The sequence below is a fragment of the Streptomyces sp. NPDC050743 genome, from assembly GCF_044456925.1.
GTDB lineage: Bacteria > Actinomycetota > Actinomycetes > Streptomycetales > Streptomycetaceae > Streptomyces.
Genome location: NZ_JBITGJ010000013.1, coordinates 80,724 through 96,087, shown reverse-complemented (window position 1 = coordinate 96,087; position 15,364 = coordinate 80,724). Strand labels below are relative to the sequence as shown.

15 protein-coding genes are annotated in these 15,364 nt (G+C 70.8%); 6 read left to right on the top strand and 9 right to left on the bottom strand.

Annotated elements, in window-relative coordinates:
• Nucleotides 1–5: 5 nt before the first annotated feature.
• Together ACIBJF_RS16200 and dacB are read right to left on the bottom strand one after the other, a co-directional pair.
• Complete coding sequence (locus ACIBJF_RS16200; RefSeq protein WP_399174335.1) at nucleotides 6–1,139, bottom strand: zinc-dependent metalloprotease; 1,134 nt, start codon at nucleotides 1,137–1,139, stop codon at nucleotides 6–8.
• Between the two features lie 109 nt (nucleotides 1,140–1,248).
• The gene (gene dacB / locus ACIBJF_RS16195) at nucleotides 1,249–2,823 is read right to left on the bottom strand and encodes a D-alanyl-D-alanine carboxypeptidase/D-alanyl-D-alanine-endopeptidase (RefSeq protein ID WP_399174334.1); all 1,575 of its coding nucleotides are present in this window, start codon (nucleotides 2,821–2,823) and stop codon (nucleotides 1,249–1,251) included.
• Nucleotides 2,824–2,947: 124 nt separating this feature from the next.
• On the opposite strand from dacB, the gene ACIBJF_RS16190 reads away from it, so the two are divergent.
• Together ACIBJF_RS16190 and ACIBJF_RS16185 are read left to right on the top strand one after the other, a co-directional pair.
• Nucleotides 2,948–3,439: an inorganic diphosphatase gene (locus ACIBJF_RS16190; RefSeq protein ID WP_055708033.1), complete on the top strand. Its 492-nt coding sequence runs from the start codon at nucleotides 2,948–2,950 to the stop codon at nucleotides 3,437–3,439.
• Nucleotides 3,440–3,571: 132 nt separating this feature from the next.
• Nucleotides 3,572–5,227 carry a threonine/serine exporter ThrE family protein gene (locus tag ACIBJF_RS16185; RefSeq protein ID WP_399174333.1) on the top strand — a complete coding sequence of 552 codons (1,656 nt, stop codon included), beginning with the start codon at nucleotides 3,572–3,574 and terminating at the stop codon, nucleotides 5,225–5,227.
• Between the two features lie 21 nt (nucleotides 5,228–5,248).
• Here the strand turns inward: ACIBJF_RS16185 and ACIBJF_RS16180 are convergent, their stop codons facing one another.
• Nucleotides 5,249–6,145, bottom strand: a complete 897-nt coding sequence (locus tag ACIBJF_RS16180; protein WP_399174332.1) for a DedA family protein — start codon at nucleotides 6,143–6,145, stop codon at nucleotides 5,249–5,251.
• A gap of 148 nt (nucleotides 6,146–6,293) precedes the next feature.
• Between ACIBJF_RS16180 and ACIBJF_RS16175 the strand changes: the two genes are divergently transcribed.
• Nucleotides 6,294–6,659, top strand: coding sequence for a YbjQ family protein (locus tag ACIBJF_RS16175; RefSeq protein WP_351810941.1), 366 nt, complete (start codon nucleotides 6,294–6,296; stop codon nucleotides 6,657–6,659).
• A 16-nt stretch (nucleotides 6,660–6,675) separates the two neighbouring features.
• Here ACIBJF_RS16175 and ACIBJF_RS16170 read toward each other — a convergent pair whose 3' ends face one another.
• Complete coding sequence (locus ACIBJF_RS16170) at nucleotides 6,676–7,446, bottom strand: MerR family transcriptional regulator (RefSeq protein WP_399174331.1); 771 nt, start codon at nucleotides 7,444–7,446, stop codon at nucleotides 6,676–6,678.
• Between the two features lie 123 nt (nucleotides 7,447–7,569).
• Here ACIBJF_RS16170 and ACIBJF_RS16165 point away from each other — a divergent pair, with 123 nt between their 5' ends.
• Nucleotides 7,570–8,859, top strand: a complete 1,290-nt coding sequence (locus tag ACIBJF_RS16165; protein ID WP_399174330.1) for an ion channel protein — start codon at nucleotides 7,570–7,572, stop codon at nucleotides 8,857–8,859.
• 34 nt (nucleotides 8,860–8,893) lie between these two features.
• Nucleotides 8,894–10,300, top strand: a complete 1,407-nt coding sequence (locus tag ACIBJF_RS16160) for a glutamate decarboxylase (RefSeq protein ID WP_399174329.1) — start codon at nucleotides 8,894–8,896, stop codon at nucleotides 10,298–10,300.
• A gap of 77 nt (nucleotides 10,301–10,377) precedes the next feature.
• Here ACIBJF_RS16160 and ACIBJF_RS16155 read toward each other — a convergent pair whose 3' ends face one another.
• The 4 genes from ACIBJF_RS16155 to ACIBJF_RS16140 form a co-directional block, all read right to left on the bottom strand.
• Nucleotides 10,378–11,019 (bottom strand): PadR family transcriptional regulator, encoded by a 642-nt coding sequence (locus ACIBJF_RS16155; RefSeq protein WP_399174328.1) that lies wholly within the window; start codon nucleotides 11,017–11,019, stop codon nucleotides 10,378–10,380.
• 39 nt (nucleotides 11,020–11,058) lie between these two features.
• Nucleotides 11,059–11,607: a DinB family protein gene (locus ACIBJF_RS16150; protein ID WP_399174327.1), complete on the bottom strand. Its 549-nt coding sequence runs from the start codon at nucleotides 11,605–11,607 to the stop codon at nucleotides 11,059–11,061.
• 115 nt (nucleotides 11,608–11,722) lie between these two features.
• Nucleotides 11,723–13,183, bottom strand: coding sequence for an aldehyde dehydrogenase family protein (locus ACIBJF_RS16145; RefSeq protein WP_399174326.1), 1,461 nt, complete (start codon nucleotides 13,181–13,183; stop codon nucleotides 11,723–11,725).
• Nucleotides 13,184–13,274: 91 nt separating this feature from the next.
• Nucleotides 13,275–14,099 carry a helix-turn-helix domain-containing protein gene (locus tag ACIBJF_RS16140; protein WP_399174395.1) on the bottom strand — a complete coding sequence of 275 codons (825 nt, stop codon included), beginning with the start codon at nucleotides 14,097–14,099 and terminating at the stop codon, nucleotides 13,275–13,277.
• Nucleotides 14,100–14,463: 364 nt separating this feature from the next.
• Between ACIBJF_RS16140 and ACIBJF_RS16135 the strand changes: the two genes are divergently transcribed.
• The gene (locus ACIBJF_RS16135) at nucleotides 14,464–14,937 is read left to right on the top strand and encodes an ATP-binding protein (RefSeq protein WP_399174325.1); all 474 of its coding nucleotides are present in this window, start codon (nucleotides 14,464–14,466) and stop codon (nucleotides 14,935–14,937) included.
• 113 nt (nucleotides 14,938–15,050) lie between these two features.
• Here the strand turns inward: ACIBJF_RS16135 and ACIBJF_RS16130 are convergent, their stop codons facing one another.
• Complete coding sequence (locus tag ACIBJF_RS16130; RefSeq protein ID WP_399174324.1) at nucleotides 15,051–15,320, bottom strand: DUF397 domain-containing protein; 270 nt, start codon at nucleotides 15,318–15,320, stop codon at nucleotides 15,051–15,053.
• Nucleotides 15,321–15,364 lie beyond the last annotated feature (44 nt).

The following is a 15,364-nucleotide window of genomic DNA, read 5'->3' as shown; positions in this document are numbered from 1 at the left end:
GCCGTTCACGAATCGGCCTTGCGGTGCACCCGCGCGACCCAGTCCGCCGGTTTGGCGATCTCCGCCTTGGTGGGCAGGGTGTTGGGCGAGGTCCACACGCGGTTGAAGCCGTCGATGCCGACCTGCTCCACGACGGCCCGCACGAACCGTTCGCCGTCGCGGTACTGCCTCAGTTTGGCATCCAGACCGAGCAGCTTGCGCAGGGCGAGGTCGAGGCGGGAGGCGCCCTTGGCGCGGCGCTGCTGGAACTTCTCGCGGATCTCCGCCACGGTCGGTACGACGCTCGGGCCGACGCCGTCCATCACGTAGTCGGCGTGGCCCTCCAGCAGAGACATCACGGCGGTGAGGCGGGCGAGGATCTCGCGCTGGGCGGGGGTCTGCACCAGATCCACGAAGGAGCGGCCGCCGTCCTCCTCCTCGCCTTCAGGGCGGCCCCCGGCGAGGGACTGCGCGGCTTCCCTGACGCGCTCCAGGAAGGTCATCGGGTCGACGTCGGTCTCCGCCAGAAACGACTGGATTTCGCCCTCCAGATGGTCGCGCAGCCAGGGCACGGCCGTGAACTGGGTGCGGTGGGTCTCCTCGTGCAGGCACACCCACAGGCGGAAGTCGTGCGGCTGGACGTCGAGTTCGCGCTCGACGTGGACGATGTTGGGCGCGACGAGCAGGAGGCGGCCGCCACCGTTCTCGCCGGCCGGGAGCTCGCGGCCGGCGGGGGCGAACGTCTCGTACTGGCCGAGGACGCGGGAGGACAGGAACGACAGCAGCATGCCGAGCTCGACGCCGGTGACCTTGCCGCCGACGGTGCCGAGGACCGCGCCGCCGGGGCTGCCGGCGCGCCGTTCCTGCATCTTCTCCAGGAGCGGCCGGAGGATCTCGCGGAAGCCGGCCACGTTGGCGCGGACCCAGCCGGGGCGGTCGACCACCAGCACGGGGGTGTCGTGGATCTCTTCGGTGCCCATACGAGTGAAGCCCCGGACGTGTTCCTCCGAGACCTTGGCGTGCCGGCGCAGCTCCGCGACGACGGCGCGTGCCTCGTCACGGCTGACATCAGGGCCCGGCCGTACGAGCCGTGTCGCGGTTGCCACCGCGAGGTTCCAGTCGACCATCCCGGGAGATGCGGTGCCACCGAAGCCAGTCATGTCGTCAACCGTACGGGACCGCTCCCGCTTGGGGCAGGCCATGACGGGTCGGCAGGTGGTGCGGCGGGCGGGAACGGCGGTGCGGACGGGCCCGCGACGGTCGGCGGGGTCACCGGCAGCCGCAGGCCGCCAGCGCCGTGGCCGCCTTGTCCAGGGCCGACTCGGCCGCCACGGGGTCCGCCGTGCCGGAGGCCATGAAGGCGAAGGCCAGGAGGCGGCCGTCGGCGTCGACGACCGTGCCGGCGAGGGTGTTCACGCCGGTCAGGGTGCCGGTCTTGGCGCGTACGACGCCCGCCGCGCTGTCGGTGTAGCGGTCGGCCAGGGTGCCGGTGAAGCCGGCCACGGGCAGGCCGGTGAGGACGGGGCGCAGTCCGGGGCGGCCGGGGTCGCCCGCGGTGACCAGGAGGGCGGTGAGGAGGTCGGCGGTGAGCCGGTCGTCGCGGTTCAGGCCGCTGCCGTCGTGGAAGGAGGCGCCGGACATCGGCAGGCCCAGCTTGGTCAGCCGGGCGGAGATCGCCTTGGCGCCGCCGTCGAAACTGCCGGGCTGGCCGCTGGCGAGGGCGGTCTGACGGGCCAGGGCCTCGGCGATGTCGTTGTCGCTGTTGGTCAGCATGCGCTCCACCACGTCGGACAGCGGGGGCGAGGAGACGGTGGCGAGGGTCTGCGCGCGCGTGGTGGCCTTGGAGGGGCCGGGAGGCGTGGTGGTGATGCCGGCGGCCTTCAGGAAGGTCGCGAACTTGCTCGCCGCGTCCTTCGCCGGGTCGCTCACGCGGGGCGCCGGGCCGCTGCTGGAGCCGTCGGTGCGGCCCTCGTCGGCGATCAGGGCGCTGACCGGCGCGAGGTTGTCGTTGACGCCGATGGGATGAACGGCGGGGCCGGAGTACAGGGTCGTGTCGTAGGAGAGCGTGACCTTGTGGATGCCGCGCTTGCCGAGCGCCGTCGCGGTGTTCGCCGCCAGCTCCCGCAGGTCGGCCCAGCCTCCCCCACTCTCGGCTTCGCTCGAGCGGGAGGTGCCCCCGGCCTTCTCGCGGGCGGTGAGGGTGGGGTCGCCGCCGCCGACCAGGACGAGTTCGCCGGTGTCGGGTTCGAGGGCGGCGCGGGTGGTGAAGCGGTGGTCGGGGCCCAGGGCGGACAGGGCGGCTACGGCGGTGGCGATCTTGGTGGTGGAGGCGGGGGTGAGGGCCGTACCGGCGCCGGAGGAGTACAGGCGCTTGCCGGTGGCCACGTCGACGACGGCGGCCGCGCGGGTGCCGCCCAGCGCGGAGACGTCCAGGAGGGGCTCCAGGACGCCCGAGAGTGGCTTTCCGTCCGGCGCGGCCTTCTTGGTGCCGACGGCGCTCGTCGCGCCGTCCAGCCCCAGCAGGACGGGTCCGGCGCTCGGGGCGGGCCGGGGCGCCCGCACGGCCGCGGCGGACCGGCCGTGATCTGTGCCACCTGTCCGCTCCAGGGCGACGGCCCGGTCTCGTTCGGCCGTACGCTGACCGTCGGCGTCCCAGGGGCCGGCCGCGGTCACCACACCCGCGGCCAGCGCCAGGCCGGCGGTGGCGGCGCCGGCGGTGTACTGCCAGGTCTTCAGGGCCGGTGGCCTGGACCGCAGGGCCCGCGCCAACCGCGCGACCCGCGGCTTGGCGGCCGCCCCGGCTCGCGCCAGGCGCGGTCGTACGGCGTTCGCGATCCGCTCCATCCGCGGTCTCGCGGCCCGCCAAGGCCTCAGCTCTGGCACGACCACCAGCCCCTTTCGCGATCACACACCTGCGTGAGGGACACTTAATCACCAGAACTATGTGCTGATCATGGAGGAGCCACCGGTGGAGTTCGACGTCACGATCGAGATCCCGAAGGGTTCGCGCAACAAGTACGAGGTGGACCACGAGACCGGTCGGATCCGCCTGGACCGTCGCCTCTTCACCTCGACCGCCTACCCGACCGACTACGGCTTCGTCGAGAACACCCTCGGCGAGGACGGCGACCCGCTGGACGCGCTGGTCATCCTGGACGAGCCGACCTTCCCGGGCTGCCTGATCAAGTGCCGCGCGATCGGCATGTTCCGGATGACGGACGAGGCGGGCGGCGACGACAAGCTGCTGTGCGTTCCGGCCACCGACCCGCGCGTGGAGCACCTGCGCGACATCCATCACGTGTCGGAGTTCGACCGCCTGGAGATCCAGCACTTCTTCGAGGTGTACAAGGACCTGGAGCCCGGCAAGTCCGTCGAGGGCGCCAACTGGGTGGGCCGCACGGACGCCGAGGCGGAGATCGAGCGTTCCTACAAGCGCTTCGAGGAGCAGGGCGGTCACTGAACCCCCGCTGTTCTCGCGGACGGGCCGTACGCACGCGTGCGGCCCGTCCGCATCCACGCGCGCGTACGGCCCGTCGGGTAGGTGTGCGCATACTGAGCCGTACGGAAGGTGTCGTTCAGGGAGCGGTACGAGGTGACGGAGGCGGAGGACCGCAAGCCCCGGTCCGACGAGGCGCGGTACGACCCGGAGATCACGTCCGAGTTCGCCATTCCGGCGGGACTGGACGTGCCGAAGACGGTCGGTGAGGCGGAGACGACCTCCGAGTTCGCCCTGCCGAAGGGCCTGGAGACACCGCATGCGCCGGCTGCCGAGCCGGAGGGGTCGGCGTTCAGCCCGCCGAGCACCTACGGCTCCAACGACTCGCTGACGGCGTTCACCCCCGCCACCGGGGTGCCCCTGGTCAGCCTGGTCAAGGACGCCCCCTGGCAGGACCGGATGCGCACGATGCTGCGCATGCCGGTGGCCGAGCGGCCGGCGCCCGAGCTGGTGCAGCGGGTGGAGGAGGAGGGCCCGGCCGTCCCGCGCGTGCTGGACCTGACCCTGCGTATCGGCGAGCTGCTGCTGGCGGGCGGCGAGGGCGCGGAGGACGTGGAGGCCGCGATGTTCGCGGTGTGCCGCTCCTACGGCCTGGACCGCTGCGAGCCGAACGTCACCTTCACGCTGCTGTCGATCTCGCACCAGCCGTCGCTGGTGGAGGACCCGGTGACCGCCTCGCGGACGGTACGGCGGCGGGGCACCGACTACACCCGGCTCGCGGCCGTGTTCCGGCTGGTGGACGACCTGACCGACCCGGAGACCCATGTCTCCCTGGAGGAGGCCTACCGCCGGCTGGCGGAGATCCGCCGCAACCGGCACCCCTACCCCGGCTGGGCGCTGACCCTGGCCAGCGGTCTGCTGGCGGGGGCGGCCTCCGTGCTGGTCGGCGGTGACCTGATCGTGTTCGTCGCGGCCGCGCTGGGCGCGATGCTCGGCGACCGGCTGGCCTGGCTGTGCGCGGGGCGCGGGCTGCCGGAGTTCTACCAGTTCACGGTCGCCGCGATGCCGCCCGCCGCGGTCGGGGTGGCGTTCGCGCTGGCGCACGTCGACGTGAAGGCGTCCGCCGTCGTCACCGGTGGACTGTTCGCGCTGCTGCCCGGGCGGGCGCTGGTGGCGGGCGTCCAGGACGGTCTGACCGGCTTCTACATCACCGCCTCGGCCCGTCTGCTGGAGGTCCTGTACTTCTTCGTCGGCATCGTCGCCGGTGTGCTGGTCGTCCTGTACTTCGGCGTGAAGGTCGGCGGCAAGCTCAACCCGGACGCGGCGCTCGTCATCAACGAACGGCCGCTGATCCAGATCGCGGCCTCCATGCTGCTGTCGCTGACCTTCGCGGTGCTGCTGCAGCAGGAGCGGTCCACCGTGCTGTGGGTGACCCTCAACGGGGGCGTGGCCTGGACGGTGTACGGCGCGATGCACTACGTCGCGGACATCTCGCCGGTGGCGTCGACCGCTGTGGCCGCGGGGCTGGTCGGTCTGTTCGGGCAGCTGCTGTCGCGGTACCGGTTCGCCTCGGCGCTGCCCTATACGACGGCGGCGATCGGGCCGCTGCTGCCCGGCTCCGCCACGTATTTCGGGCTGCTGAACATGGCCCAGAACGAGGTGAACAAGGGGCTGGTGTCGCTGGCCAACGCCGCGTCGCTGGCCATGGCCATCGCCATCGGGGTCAATCTGGGCTCGGAGATCTTCCGGCTGTTCCTGCGGGTCGGCTCCGTCGGCAAGCGCCGGGCCGCCAAGCGGACGCGGGGTTTCTAGTCCCGCGCGCCCCTCGGCCGGCTACTGCCGGCGGTAGTCGTACGGGTACTGGTGCTGGTGCTGGTCGTGCTGCTGCTGCGGGTACTGCTGCTGGTCGTAGTCCTGGTTCCAGTACTGCTCCTGCTGGTTCCAGTCCTGCTGCTGGGGCTGCTGGTACGGCTGCTGCTCGTACTGGCCGCCGTAGTGCTGCCCGTACGGCTGGTCCAGCTCGATGCGGCGCAGCTGGGTGGTCGCGGTGTCCATGGCCGGGGGCTGCTGGGGCTGGGGCCGAGGTGCCGGGGCGGGCTGCGCGGCCGTCTTCTGCTTGCCGCGGGCGCGCAGGAACTCGATCGCGATCGGGACCACGGAGACGAGGACGATCAGGATGAGGATCGCCTCGATGTTGTTCTTGACGAAGCCGATGTTGCCGAGCCAGGAGCCGAGCAGGGTGACGCCCGCGCCCCACAGGGTGCCGCCGATGACGTTGAAGATCAGGAACGAGCGGTACTTCATGCCGCTGACGCCGGCGATGATCGGCGTGAACGTGCGCACGATCGGCACGAAGCGGGCCAGGACCAGGGACTTCGGGCCGTACTTCTCGAAGAACTCTTGCGCCTTGGTGACGTTCTCCTGCTTGAACAGGCGGGAGTCCGGGCGGTTGAACAGGGACGGGCCGACCTTCTTGCCGAACATGTAGCCCGCCTGGTCGCCGAGGATCGCGGCGAGGCAGATCAGGCCGATCGCGCCCCACAGGGGGAAGTCCAGCTGATGCGAGGTGATCAGCAGGCCGCAGGTGAACAGCAGCGAGTCACCCGGCAGGAAGAAGCCGATGAGCAGGCCGGACTCGGCGAAGACGATGAGCAGCAGGCCCCAGATGCTGTAGGTGTCGAGCAGGTAGTTGGGATCGAGCCAGCTCGGGCCGAGGGCGAGTGTCATCACGGGTCCGGGCTCCTGAGGGGTGAAGGCGGCTACGGCGACTGGTCTTCCGGGAAGGGCCGCACAAAGCTATCAACGTGATGTGACCGCCCCAGGTTCCACCGGTGTCTCCAGGATGCACTGTGCGATGACTGGGAGAAAGCTGTGACTCATGGGACTCGATGACTACGGCGGCGGCCAGGGGCCCCAGCCGGACGTGCTGGTCGTGACCACGAACGACGTGCCCGGGTACCGGGTGGAGCAGGTGATCGGCGAGGTCTTCGGACTGACCGTGCGCTCGCGGCACCTCGGCAGCCAGATCGGCGCCGGGCTGAAGTCGATGATCGGCGGCGAGCTGAAGGGGCTCACCAAGACGCTCGTGCAGACCCGCAACCAGGCCATGGAGCGACTGGTGGAGCAGGCACGCGCGCGTGGGGCCAACGGCGTGCTGGCGTTCCGGTTCGACGTGACGGAGGCCGCGGACGTGGGCACGGAGGTGTGCGCGTACGGCACGGCGGTGGTCCTGGCCCGGGAGTGAGCTCCGGGCCGGGACGTCAGGACGCAGTGTGCCGGTCGGCGTTGGCGAGGATCGCCTCGCGCAGGTGCTCGGCGACACCGGGCCCCATGGCGTCGTAGTACGCCTTGAACCGCGCGTCGGAGACGTACATCTCCCCGAAGCACCGGTGCATCTCGTACGGGACCTGGAAGAACCACCTGCTCGTGTGCTGCCGGTGTTCCTCCGCCATGTCCATGGCCGCCTCGCCGGACGGCTGCGCGCCCGCGGCCACCAGGGCGGCGTACCGCTCCTGCCAGTCGTCGGCCTCGGCCTTGATCCGCTTCCAGTCCTCCTTGGTGTAGCGCGCGGCGCGGCGCTGGGACTCGGCCCAGGCCTCGGTGTCGCCCCAGCGCTGCTCCGCCTCCTCGGTGTACTCCTCGTTGAAGGGGTCCTTGTCCCCGAAGACCTCGAAGCGCTCCTCCGGGGTGAGGTTGATGCCCATCTTGCGTGCCTCCATGGCGTGCTCCACGGCCGCGGCCATCTTCTGCAGCTTCTCGATCCGGGCGGTCAGCAGTTCGTGCTGGCGGCGCAGGTGTGCGCGCGGGTCCGCGTCCGGGTCGTCGAGCAGGACCGCGACCTCCTCGAGCGGGAAGCCGAGCTCCCGGTAGAACAGGATCTGCTGGAGCCGGTCGAGGTCGGCGTCGGTGTAGCGCCGGTGGCCGGCGTGGGTGCGCTCGCCGGGCACCAGCAGGCCGATCTCGTCGTAGTGGTGCAGGGTGCGCACCGTGACCCCGGCGAACCCCGCGACCTGTCCCACGGAGTAGCTCACTTTTCCGCTCCTTCGGTCGGTACGCCCTCCACGCTGAGGCCTCACGCCGCGTGAGGTGCAAGCCGCTTTCCGTTCGCACCCTTTCAGGGTGTTGTGCCGATTTTGTCCGCTTATGGTGAGCCCGTGGCCCAGGAACCCGACGCGCCGCAGGCGCCCCCGACCGCCCCTACGGCGCCGGCGCGGGCCCTGCTGCCGTTCATCCTGCCCGCCGTGGTCGTCGGCGTGGTCGCGAGCCTGGTCTACATCGGGGTGAGCGCGGCGGCGGAGCAGCTCCAGCACGTGCTGTGGGGACCGCTGCCGGACGCGCTCGGGGTGGGCCGCTACTCGGTGCTGTGGATGTTCGTGGTGCTGACCGCCACGGGCCTCGCGGTCGGTCTCGTGGTGTGGAAGGTGCCCGGGCACGCCGGGCCCGATCCGGCCACCCTCGGCCTGAACGCCCCGGCGCTGCCGCCGGTCGTGCTGCCGGGACTGGTGCTGGCGACCGGGCTGATGCTGGCCGGCGGCCCGAGCCTCGGCCCGGAGAACCCGATCATCGCCGTGAACGTCGGCCTCGCGGTCTGGCTCGGCGCGCGCCTGGTGCCCCGGGCGCCGGGCAGCCTGTGGCCGGTGCTGGCGGAGTCGGCGACGATCGGCGCGCTGTTCGGCACGCCGGTGGCGGCGGCGCTGGTCATCTCCGAGGCGCTGGCCGGGCGCCCGATGCGCGGCCGGCTGTGGGACAACCTGTTCGCGCCGCTGACCGCCGGCGCGTGCGGGGCCGTGACGACCACCCTGCTGTTCCGTCCCGCCTTCGACCTGGGGCTGCCGCCCATGGGACACCCGGACGCCAAGGACGTCCTGGCGGCGCTCGTGATCGCCTCGGCGTCCGCGCTGCTCGGCATGTGCGCGGTGTACGCCTTCCCGCTCGTCCACACGGCCTTCCGGCGGCTGCGGCACCCGATGCTGATGCTTCCGGCCGGCGGGGTCGTGCTCGGCGCTCTGGGGGCCCTGGGCGGCCATCTGACGCTCTTCAAGGGGCTGGCGGAGGTCGCGGAGCTGGCCCGGCATCCGGACGGCTGGTCGGCGGGGCAGTTCGCCGGGATGGCGGTGGTGAAGCTCGCCGCGCTGCTCGTCGCCGCGTCGTGCGGTTTCCGTGGCGGCCGTATCTTCCCGGCCGTCTTCGTCGGCACGGCCCTGGGATTGTCCGCCCACGCGCTGCTTCCGGCCGTGCATCCGGCGCTTGGCGTGGCCACGGGCGCCCTGGGCATGCTCCTGGCGATCACCCGGCAGGGCTGGGTGAGCCTGTTCACCGCCGCCGTCCTGGTCGCCTCGCCCGCCATCATCGCCGTGCTGTGCATCGCGTCGCTGCCGGCCTGGCTCCTGGTGACGGGGCGCCCGCAGATGCAGTTGGGCGAGGACGGCACCCCGATCCGCTGAAAACCCTTACCCCGCGATCCCTGGAGAGACGTTCATGGCCCTGCACAAAGGTCCCGAGAAACACGAAGAGCGGACGATTTCCGTCAACCCGTTCTACGGAGAGGCCAATCCGGTCGGCGGCATGACGGAGGCCCCGCCCACGCACCGGCTCCCGGACGCCCCGCTGGCCCCGTCCACGGCGTACCAGCTGGTGCACGACGAGCTGATGCTGGACGGCAACTCCCGGCTGAACCTGGCCACGTTCGTCACCACCTGGATGGAGCCGCAGGCCGGGGTGCTGATGGCCGAGTGCCGGGACAAGAACATGATCGACAAGGACGAGTACCCGCGCACCGCCGAACTGGAGCGGCGCTGCGTGGCGATGCTCGCCGACCTGTGGAACGCGCCGGACCCGTCGAGCGCGGTGGGCTGTTCGACGACCGGGTCGAGCGAGGCGTGCATGCTGGCCGGGATGGCGCTCAAGCGACGGTGGGCCACGCGCAACGCCGACCGGTACCCGGGCGCCCGCCCCAACCTGGTCATGGGCATCAACGTCCAGGTGTGCTGGGAGAAGTTCTGCAACTTCTGGGAGGTGGAGGCCCGGCTGGTGCCCATGGAGGGCGACCGCTTCCACCTGGACCCGCAGGCGGCGGCCGAGCTGTGCGACGAGAACACCATCGGGGTCGTCGGCATCCTCGGCTCGACCTTCGACGGCTCCTACGAGCCGATCGCGGAGCTGTGCGCCGCCCTGGACGCCCTTCAGGAGCGCACCGGGCTGGACATCCCGGTGCACGTGGACGGCGCGTCCGGCGGCATGGTGGCGCCCTTCCTGGACCCGGACCTGGTGTGGGACTTCCGGCTGCCGCGCGTGGCCTCGATCAACACCTCGGGGCACAAGTACGGACTGGTGTATCCGGGCGTCGGCTGGGCCCTGTGGCGGGACAAGGAGGCGCTGCCCGAGGAGCTGGTCTTCCGGGTCAACTACCTGGGCGGCGACATGCCGACCTTCGCGCTCAACTTCTCCCGGCCCGGCGCCCAGGTGGTCGCCCAGTACTACACCTTCCTGAGGCTCGGCCGCGACGGGTACCGCGCGGTGCAGCAGTCGACGCGGGACGTGGCGACCTCGCTCGCCGGGCGGATCGAGGAGCTGGGCGACTTCCGGCTGCTGACCCGGGGCGACCAGCTGCCGGTCTTCGCCTTCACCACCGCCCCGGACGCGACGTCGTACGACGTCTTCGACGTCTCCCGGCGGCTGCGCGAGAGCGGCTGGCTGGTGCCCGCGTACACCTTCCCGGCGAACCGGGAGGACCTCTCGGTGCTGCGGGTCGTGTGCCGCAACGGCTTCTCCCACGACCTGGCCGACCTGTTCCTGGCCGACCTGACCCGCCTGCTGCCCGGACTGCGCCGGCAGCCGCATCCCCTGACCCACGACAAGGCGGCGGCCACCGGCTTCCACCACTAGGGCCACCGCCGAGCCGCGCGAACTTCCGTACCGCCGACGGGAAGAAGACCGCCGGCAGGGTGTCGGTCACAACTTGGTCAGCGGTCGTCCTCCGGGTGCCGCTCCCCCGTCGCGTACGGGTTCTCCTCGTCCTCGGCGAGCACGCCGACGAACGGATCGCCCTCGCCCGTGAACGTGTAGGCGCCGTTCTCCAGGCGCTCGACGAGGCCGTGGGTCCACTCGGCCTCGGAGTCGGCCGTGTGGACCCACATGTTCATGATCTCGCCGATGTGGCCGAGCCGTTCCGGCCCCTCCTCGGGGACGTAGTGCTCGGTGACCGAGGAGCGCCAGGCCTCGATGCGGCGCGTGCGCTCCTTCAGCAGCGCCACCGCCTCGGCCCTCGGCAGGTCGACCATGAAGCCGATGGCCGCCGTCTTCACGTCGCCGCGCTGGTCGTAGGTGACCAGCGCCTCGCGCAGCAGGGCGAAGTACTCCTCGGTGCCCTGCTCGGTCAGCTCGTACTCGATCCGCGGGGGGCCGCCGGCCGTGGACGGCGCGATCTCGTGCGCGTGCAGCAGCCCCTGCCTGGCCATCTGCTTCAGGGCGTGGTAGATCGAGCCCGGCTTGGCGTTGGACCACTCGTGCGCGCCCCAGTACTCCAGGTCGCCCCGCACCTGGTAGCCATGGGCCCGCCCGTGTTGGCGGACCGCGCCCAGCACGAGAAGACGGATCGCTGACATGCGGTCCAGGCTATTGCCGTACGGCCCCCCGCCCCGCGGTCACCCCCAGGAGCCGCCCTGTTCCCGGGCCACCAGCTCGAAGGCCGTCCTGCCGTCCAGGGACTCGCGGATGACGTCGGCGTGGCCGGCGTGCCGGGCCGTCTCGCGGATCAGGTGCAGACACACCCAGCGCAACGAGACCCGGCCCTCCGGCGGGAACCAGGGGTCCGGCGGCAGCGGGAAGGTGTCGTCCAGACTGGGCGCGGAGCGGATGAACTTCTCCGTCTCGGCGGCGACCTGCTCCCAGTACGCCAGCTGCGAGGCGACCGTCTCCTCGCCGACCAGCTGGAAGCTCTCGTGCCAGTTGGACTCGTCCCGCTTGATCGCCGGTGGTTCCTGCCTGGCACGGGCGATCCAGCTCTGCTCGACCTCGGCGACATGCTTGAGCAGGCCGCCGAGCGACAGCTCGCTGGCGCTGGGGCGGGAGCTGGCCTGCTCCTCGGTCAGTCCGAGCAGGGCCCGCCGGATCCCGCCGCGCTGCTCCTCGATGAACGCGAGCAGCGCCCCGCGCTCGTCGCCCTGTGCCTCCGCCGGTACGTGCTTGACCATGGCCGGCCGCCTCTCCTCACCGTCGCCGGGGCCCTGCGCCCCCTGACACCGACGACGCTACGGGCCATTGCGGTCAGCCACTGTCCGCAATGGCCCGGCGCCCGGAAAAGGTGCCCTAGAAGGGGAAACCGCTGCGGCCGTGCTGGACCGAGATCCACTTGACGGTCGTGAAGGCCTCCAGCGTCGTCTCGCCGTTCAGGCGGCCGATTCCGGAGTGCTTCTCGCCGCCGAACGGCACGATCGGCTCGTCGTGGACCGTGCCGTCGTTCACATGGAACATGCCGGTGTCGACCTGCTTGGCGAAGGCGACACCCCGCTCGATGTCACCCGTGTGGACGGCGCCGCTGAGGCCGTACGGGGTGTCGTTGACGATGCGCAGCGCCTCCTCCTCGCCGTCGAACGGGATGAGGAAGACGACCGGGCCGAACACCTCCTGCCGGAGCAGCGCGGAGTCGGCGGGTACGTCGGTGAGCACGCTCGGCTCGACCAGGTTGCCGGACGTGCCGCCGCGGACCAGGGCGGTGGCGCCCTCGGCGATCGCCTGCTCGACGGCGCCGGAGATCGCGTTCGCCTGCTGGGAGTTGATCACCGGGCCGATGACGGTCTGCGGGTCGCGCGGGTCACCGACCTTCAGGGTCCTGACCTTGGCGACGAACTTCTCGGTGAACTCCTCGGCGACGGACGCGTCCACGAGGACCCGGTTGGCGGCCATGCAGACCTGGCCCTGGTGCACGAACCGGCTGAAGACCGCCGCGTCCACCGCGTAGTCGAGGTCGGCGTCGTCCAGGACCACCAGCGCGCTGTTGCCGCCCAGTTCGAGCACCGAGCGCTTGAAGTTCGCGGCGCAGACGGTGGCCACGTGCCGGCCGACCTGGTCGGAACCGGTGAAGGAGATGACCTTCGGCACCGGGTGGTCGATGAACGCGTCGCCTATCTCGGCGATGTCGGTGACGACCACGTTGAGCAGGCCGCCGGGCAGCCCGGCCTCCTCGAAGAGCTTCGCGATCAGGGTGCCACCGGCGATCGGAGTGTTCTGGTGCGGCTTGAGGACCACCGCGTTGCCGAGCGCGAGGGCCGGTGCGACCGACTTGATCGACAGCAGGAAGGGGAAGTTGAAGGGGCTGATCACGCCCACGACACCGACCGGCACCCGGTAGACGCGGTTCTCCTTGCCGTCGGCCGGGGAGGGCAGGATCTTGCCCTCGGGGCGCAGCGCCAGGTGGATCGACTCGCGCAGGAACTCCTTGGCGAGGTGCAGCTCGAAACCGGCCTTCACGCGCGTGCCGCCCAGTTCCGCGATGATCAGGTCGGCTATCTCCTGCTCACGCTCCTCTATGAGCCGCAGCACCCGCTCGAAGACCGCGCGGCGGGCGTAGGCGTTGGTCTCGGCCCACTTCTTCTGGGCGCGCGCGGCGGCCCGGTAGGCCTGGTCCACCTCGTCCACCGTGGCCACCGTGATCGAGGCCAGCTTCTCGTCGTCGTAGGGGTTGAAGTCGATGACGTCCCAGGAACCGGTGCCGGGTCGCCACTCTCCGTCGATGTACTGCTGGGCCAGGTCGCTGAAGTAGGACGACATGTGATCCCTCAATCACTAGCGGAGCCAGATCCTGGTCACGGTCTGATCACACGTCATCGTACTTGTGTTTCAAGCGAGTTGAAGGAGGTCCTCAAGACAGCTGAAGCAGGCCCCGGAGCAGGTCCCGGCTCTCGTCGGGGCCCGGGCTGTCCTGTTGGAGCTCCTTCAGGGCCTGCTCGTACTGGGCGACGTCCTCGCGCTTGTCGAGGTACAGGGCGCTGGTCAGCTGCTCCACGTAGACGACGTCGGACAGATCGGCGTCGGGGAAGCTGAGGATGGTGAAGGCGCCGCTCTCGCCGGAGTGCCCGCCGAAGCTGAACGGCATGACCTGCAGCCGCACGTTGGGCCGCTCGGAGATGTCGATCAGGTGCTGGAGCTGGCCGCGCATCACGGCGCGGTCGCCGTAGGGGCGGCGCAGGGCGGACTCGTCGAGGACGATGTGGAACTCGGGGGCGTGGTCCGCGAGCAGGCGCTTCTGCCGCTCCAGGCGCAGGGCGACCCGGCGCTCGACGTCGGCCGGGCTCGCGCCCTTCATGCCGCGCCGGACCACCGCACGGGCGTAGTCCTCGGTCTGGAGCAGGCCGTGGACGAACTGCACCTCGTAGACACGGATGAGGGACGCGGCGCCCTCCAGGCCCACATAGGTGGGGAACCAGCTGGGCAGGACGTCGGTGTAACTGTGCCACCAGCCGGCCACGTTGGCCTCCCGGGCGAGGGAGAGCAGCGACTCGCGCTCCGTCTCGTCCGTGATGCCGTACAGCGTCAGCAGGTCTTCCACGTCCCTGGTCTTGAAGCTCACCCGGCCCAGCTCCATACGGCTGATCTTCGACTCGGAGGCACGGATGGAGTACCCCGCCGCCTCGCGCGTGATCCCCCGCGCCTCACGCAGCCGCCTGAGTTGCGAGCCGAGCAGCATCCGCCGCACCACCGATCCGGGCTCTCCCGCGCTCACGTTCGCCGCCTCCCCAACCGTCTTCAGGGCCCGCAGTCTGCCACTAAAACACTTCGAGCAGTACTCGTCCGGTTACGGAAACGGAAAGAGGCGGGCCGTTTCTGGCTGCGTGTGTCGGGAAGAGGTACGGACCTCTGATGACAACCGTCGAGAAGATGGCGGAAAAAATGGCCAAGAAGCGGTACGGGCAGTGCCATTTCGGTCGCGTGCACGTGCATCTGCCCTTGCATCTGCCCTGCGCATCCGAAACCATGGTGCCGCGCCACCGCTGCATCGCAACGACCGCGAATTCCCGGGAGTGCCTCGCATGGGGACGAATGGATCGACCATGCTCAAGCCGTTACGGCAGGGCCTTCCGCCGCTGGATCCCGCGGCCGTGTCCGATGCCGCCTCCTGCGCACTGCCCGCCCGCTACGAAGCGGTGCGCGAGGCCCGGCGCTTCGCCCGCGGCACCCTCGACCAGTGGGACGTCGACGACCGCTTCGACGACATATGCCTCGTCGTCTCCGAACTCGTCACCAACGCACTGCGCCATGGCCTGCCGTCCGATGTGGCATGTTCAGAACACATACCGTCCGTGCGGCTGCACCTGATGCGCTGGACCGAGCGGCTGGTGTGCGCGGTGCGCGACCCGAGCCACGAGACGCCGGTGCCGCGCGAGACGGACGACTTCTCCGCCGAGTCCGGGCGCGGGCTGTTCCTGGTCGACTCCTTCGCCGACAGCTGGGGCTGGCACCCGCTCGCGGGCGCGCTCCACGGCAAGGTGGTCTGGGCGCTGTTCCGGCTCCAGTCGGCCGGCTGACACGGTACGACACCGACGGACGCGCGGTTTCTACGCGCGTCACCCCAGCTTTTCCGGTCCGTCCGACATCGTTGCCAGGGGTCCCCGCGGGGCCGGCGCCCACCGCTCGGACGTCAGCTCACTATCAGGTGGTCGAACTCGCCGTCCTTGACGCCGAGGAGCATGGCCTCGATCTCCGCGCGCGTGTAGACGAGCGCGGGCCCGTCCGGAAAACGCGAGTTGCGTACGGCGACCTCGCCGCCCGGCAGCCGCGCGAACTCCACGCAGGAACCCTGCGAGTTGCTGTGCCTGCTCTTCTGCCAGGCCACTCCGACCAGCTGCGCGGCAGCAATGCCGTTGTACACGTCGTCCCCCCCGTACACGCCGTCAACGTCGCGGTCCACAGGTCGCTCCCTGGTGCACTGGCTGGTGTGGCCATAGATGCTGT

Bases quoted from the DNA above. Each gene is read 5' to 3' on its own strand.
- ACIBJF_RS16200 (WP_399174335.1), bottom strand. From the start codon at position 1,139: ATGACTGGCTTCGGTGGCACCGCATCTCCCGGGATGGTCGACTGGAAC.
- dacB (WP_399174334.1), bottom strand. From the start codon at position 2,823: ATGGAGCGGATCGCGAACGCCGTACGACCGCGCCTGGCGCGAGCCGGG.
- ACIBJF_RS16175 (WP_351810941.1), top strand. From the start codon at position 6,294: ATGGGACTCGATGACTACGGCGGCGGCCAGGGGCCCCAGCCGGACGTG.
- ACIBJF_RS16160 (WP_399174329.1), top strand. From the start codon at position 8,894: ATGGCCCTGCACAAAGGTCCCGAGAAACACGAAGAGCGGACGATTTCC.
- ACIBJF_RS16155 (WP_399174328.1), bottom strand. From the start codon at position 11,019: ATGTCAGCGATCCGTCTTCTCGTGCTGGGCGCGGTCCGCCAACACGGG.
- ACIBJF_RS16150 (WP_399174327.1), bottom strand. From the start codon at position 11,607: ATGGTCAAGCACGTACCGGCGGAGGCACAGGGCGACGAGCGCGGGGCG.
- ACIBJF_RS16145 (WP_399174326.1), bottom strand. From the start codon at position 13,183: ATGTCGTCCTACTTCAGCGACCTGGCCCAGCAGTACATCGACGGAGAG.
- ACIBJF_RS16140 (WP_399174395.1), bottom strand. From the start codon at position 14,099: ATGCTGCTCGGCTCGCAACTCAGGCGGCTGCGTGAGGCGCGGGGGATC.
- ACIBJF_RS16135 (WP_399174325.1), top strand. From the start codon at position 14,464: ATGCTCAAGCCGTTACGGCAGGGCCTTCCGCCGCTGGATCCCGCGGCC.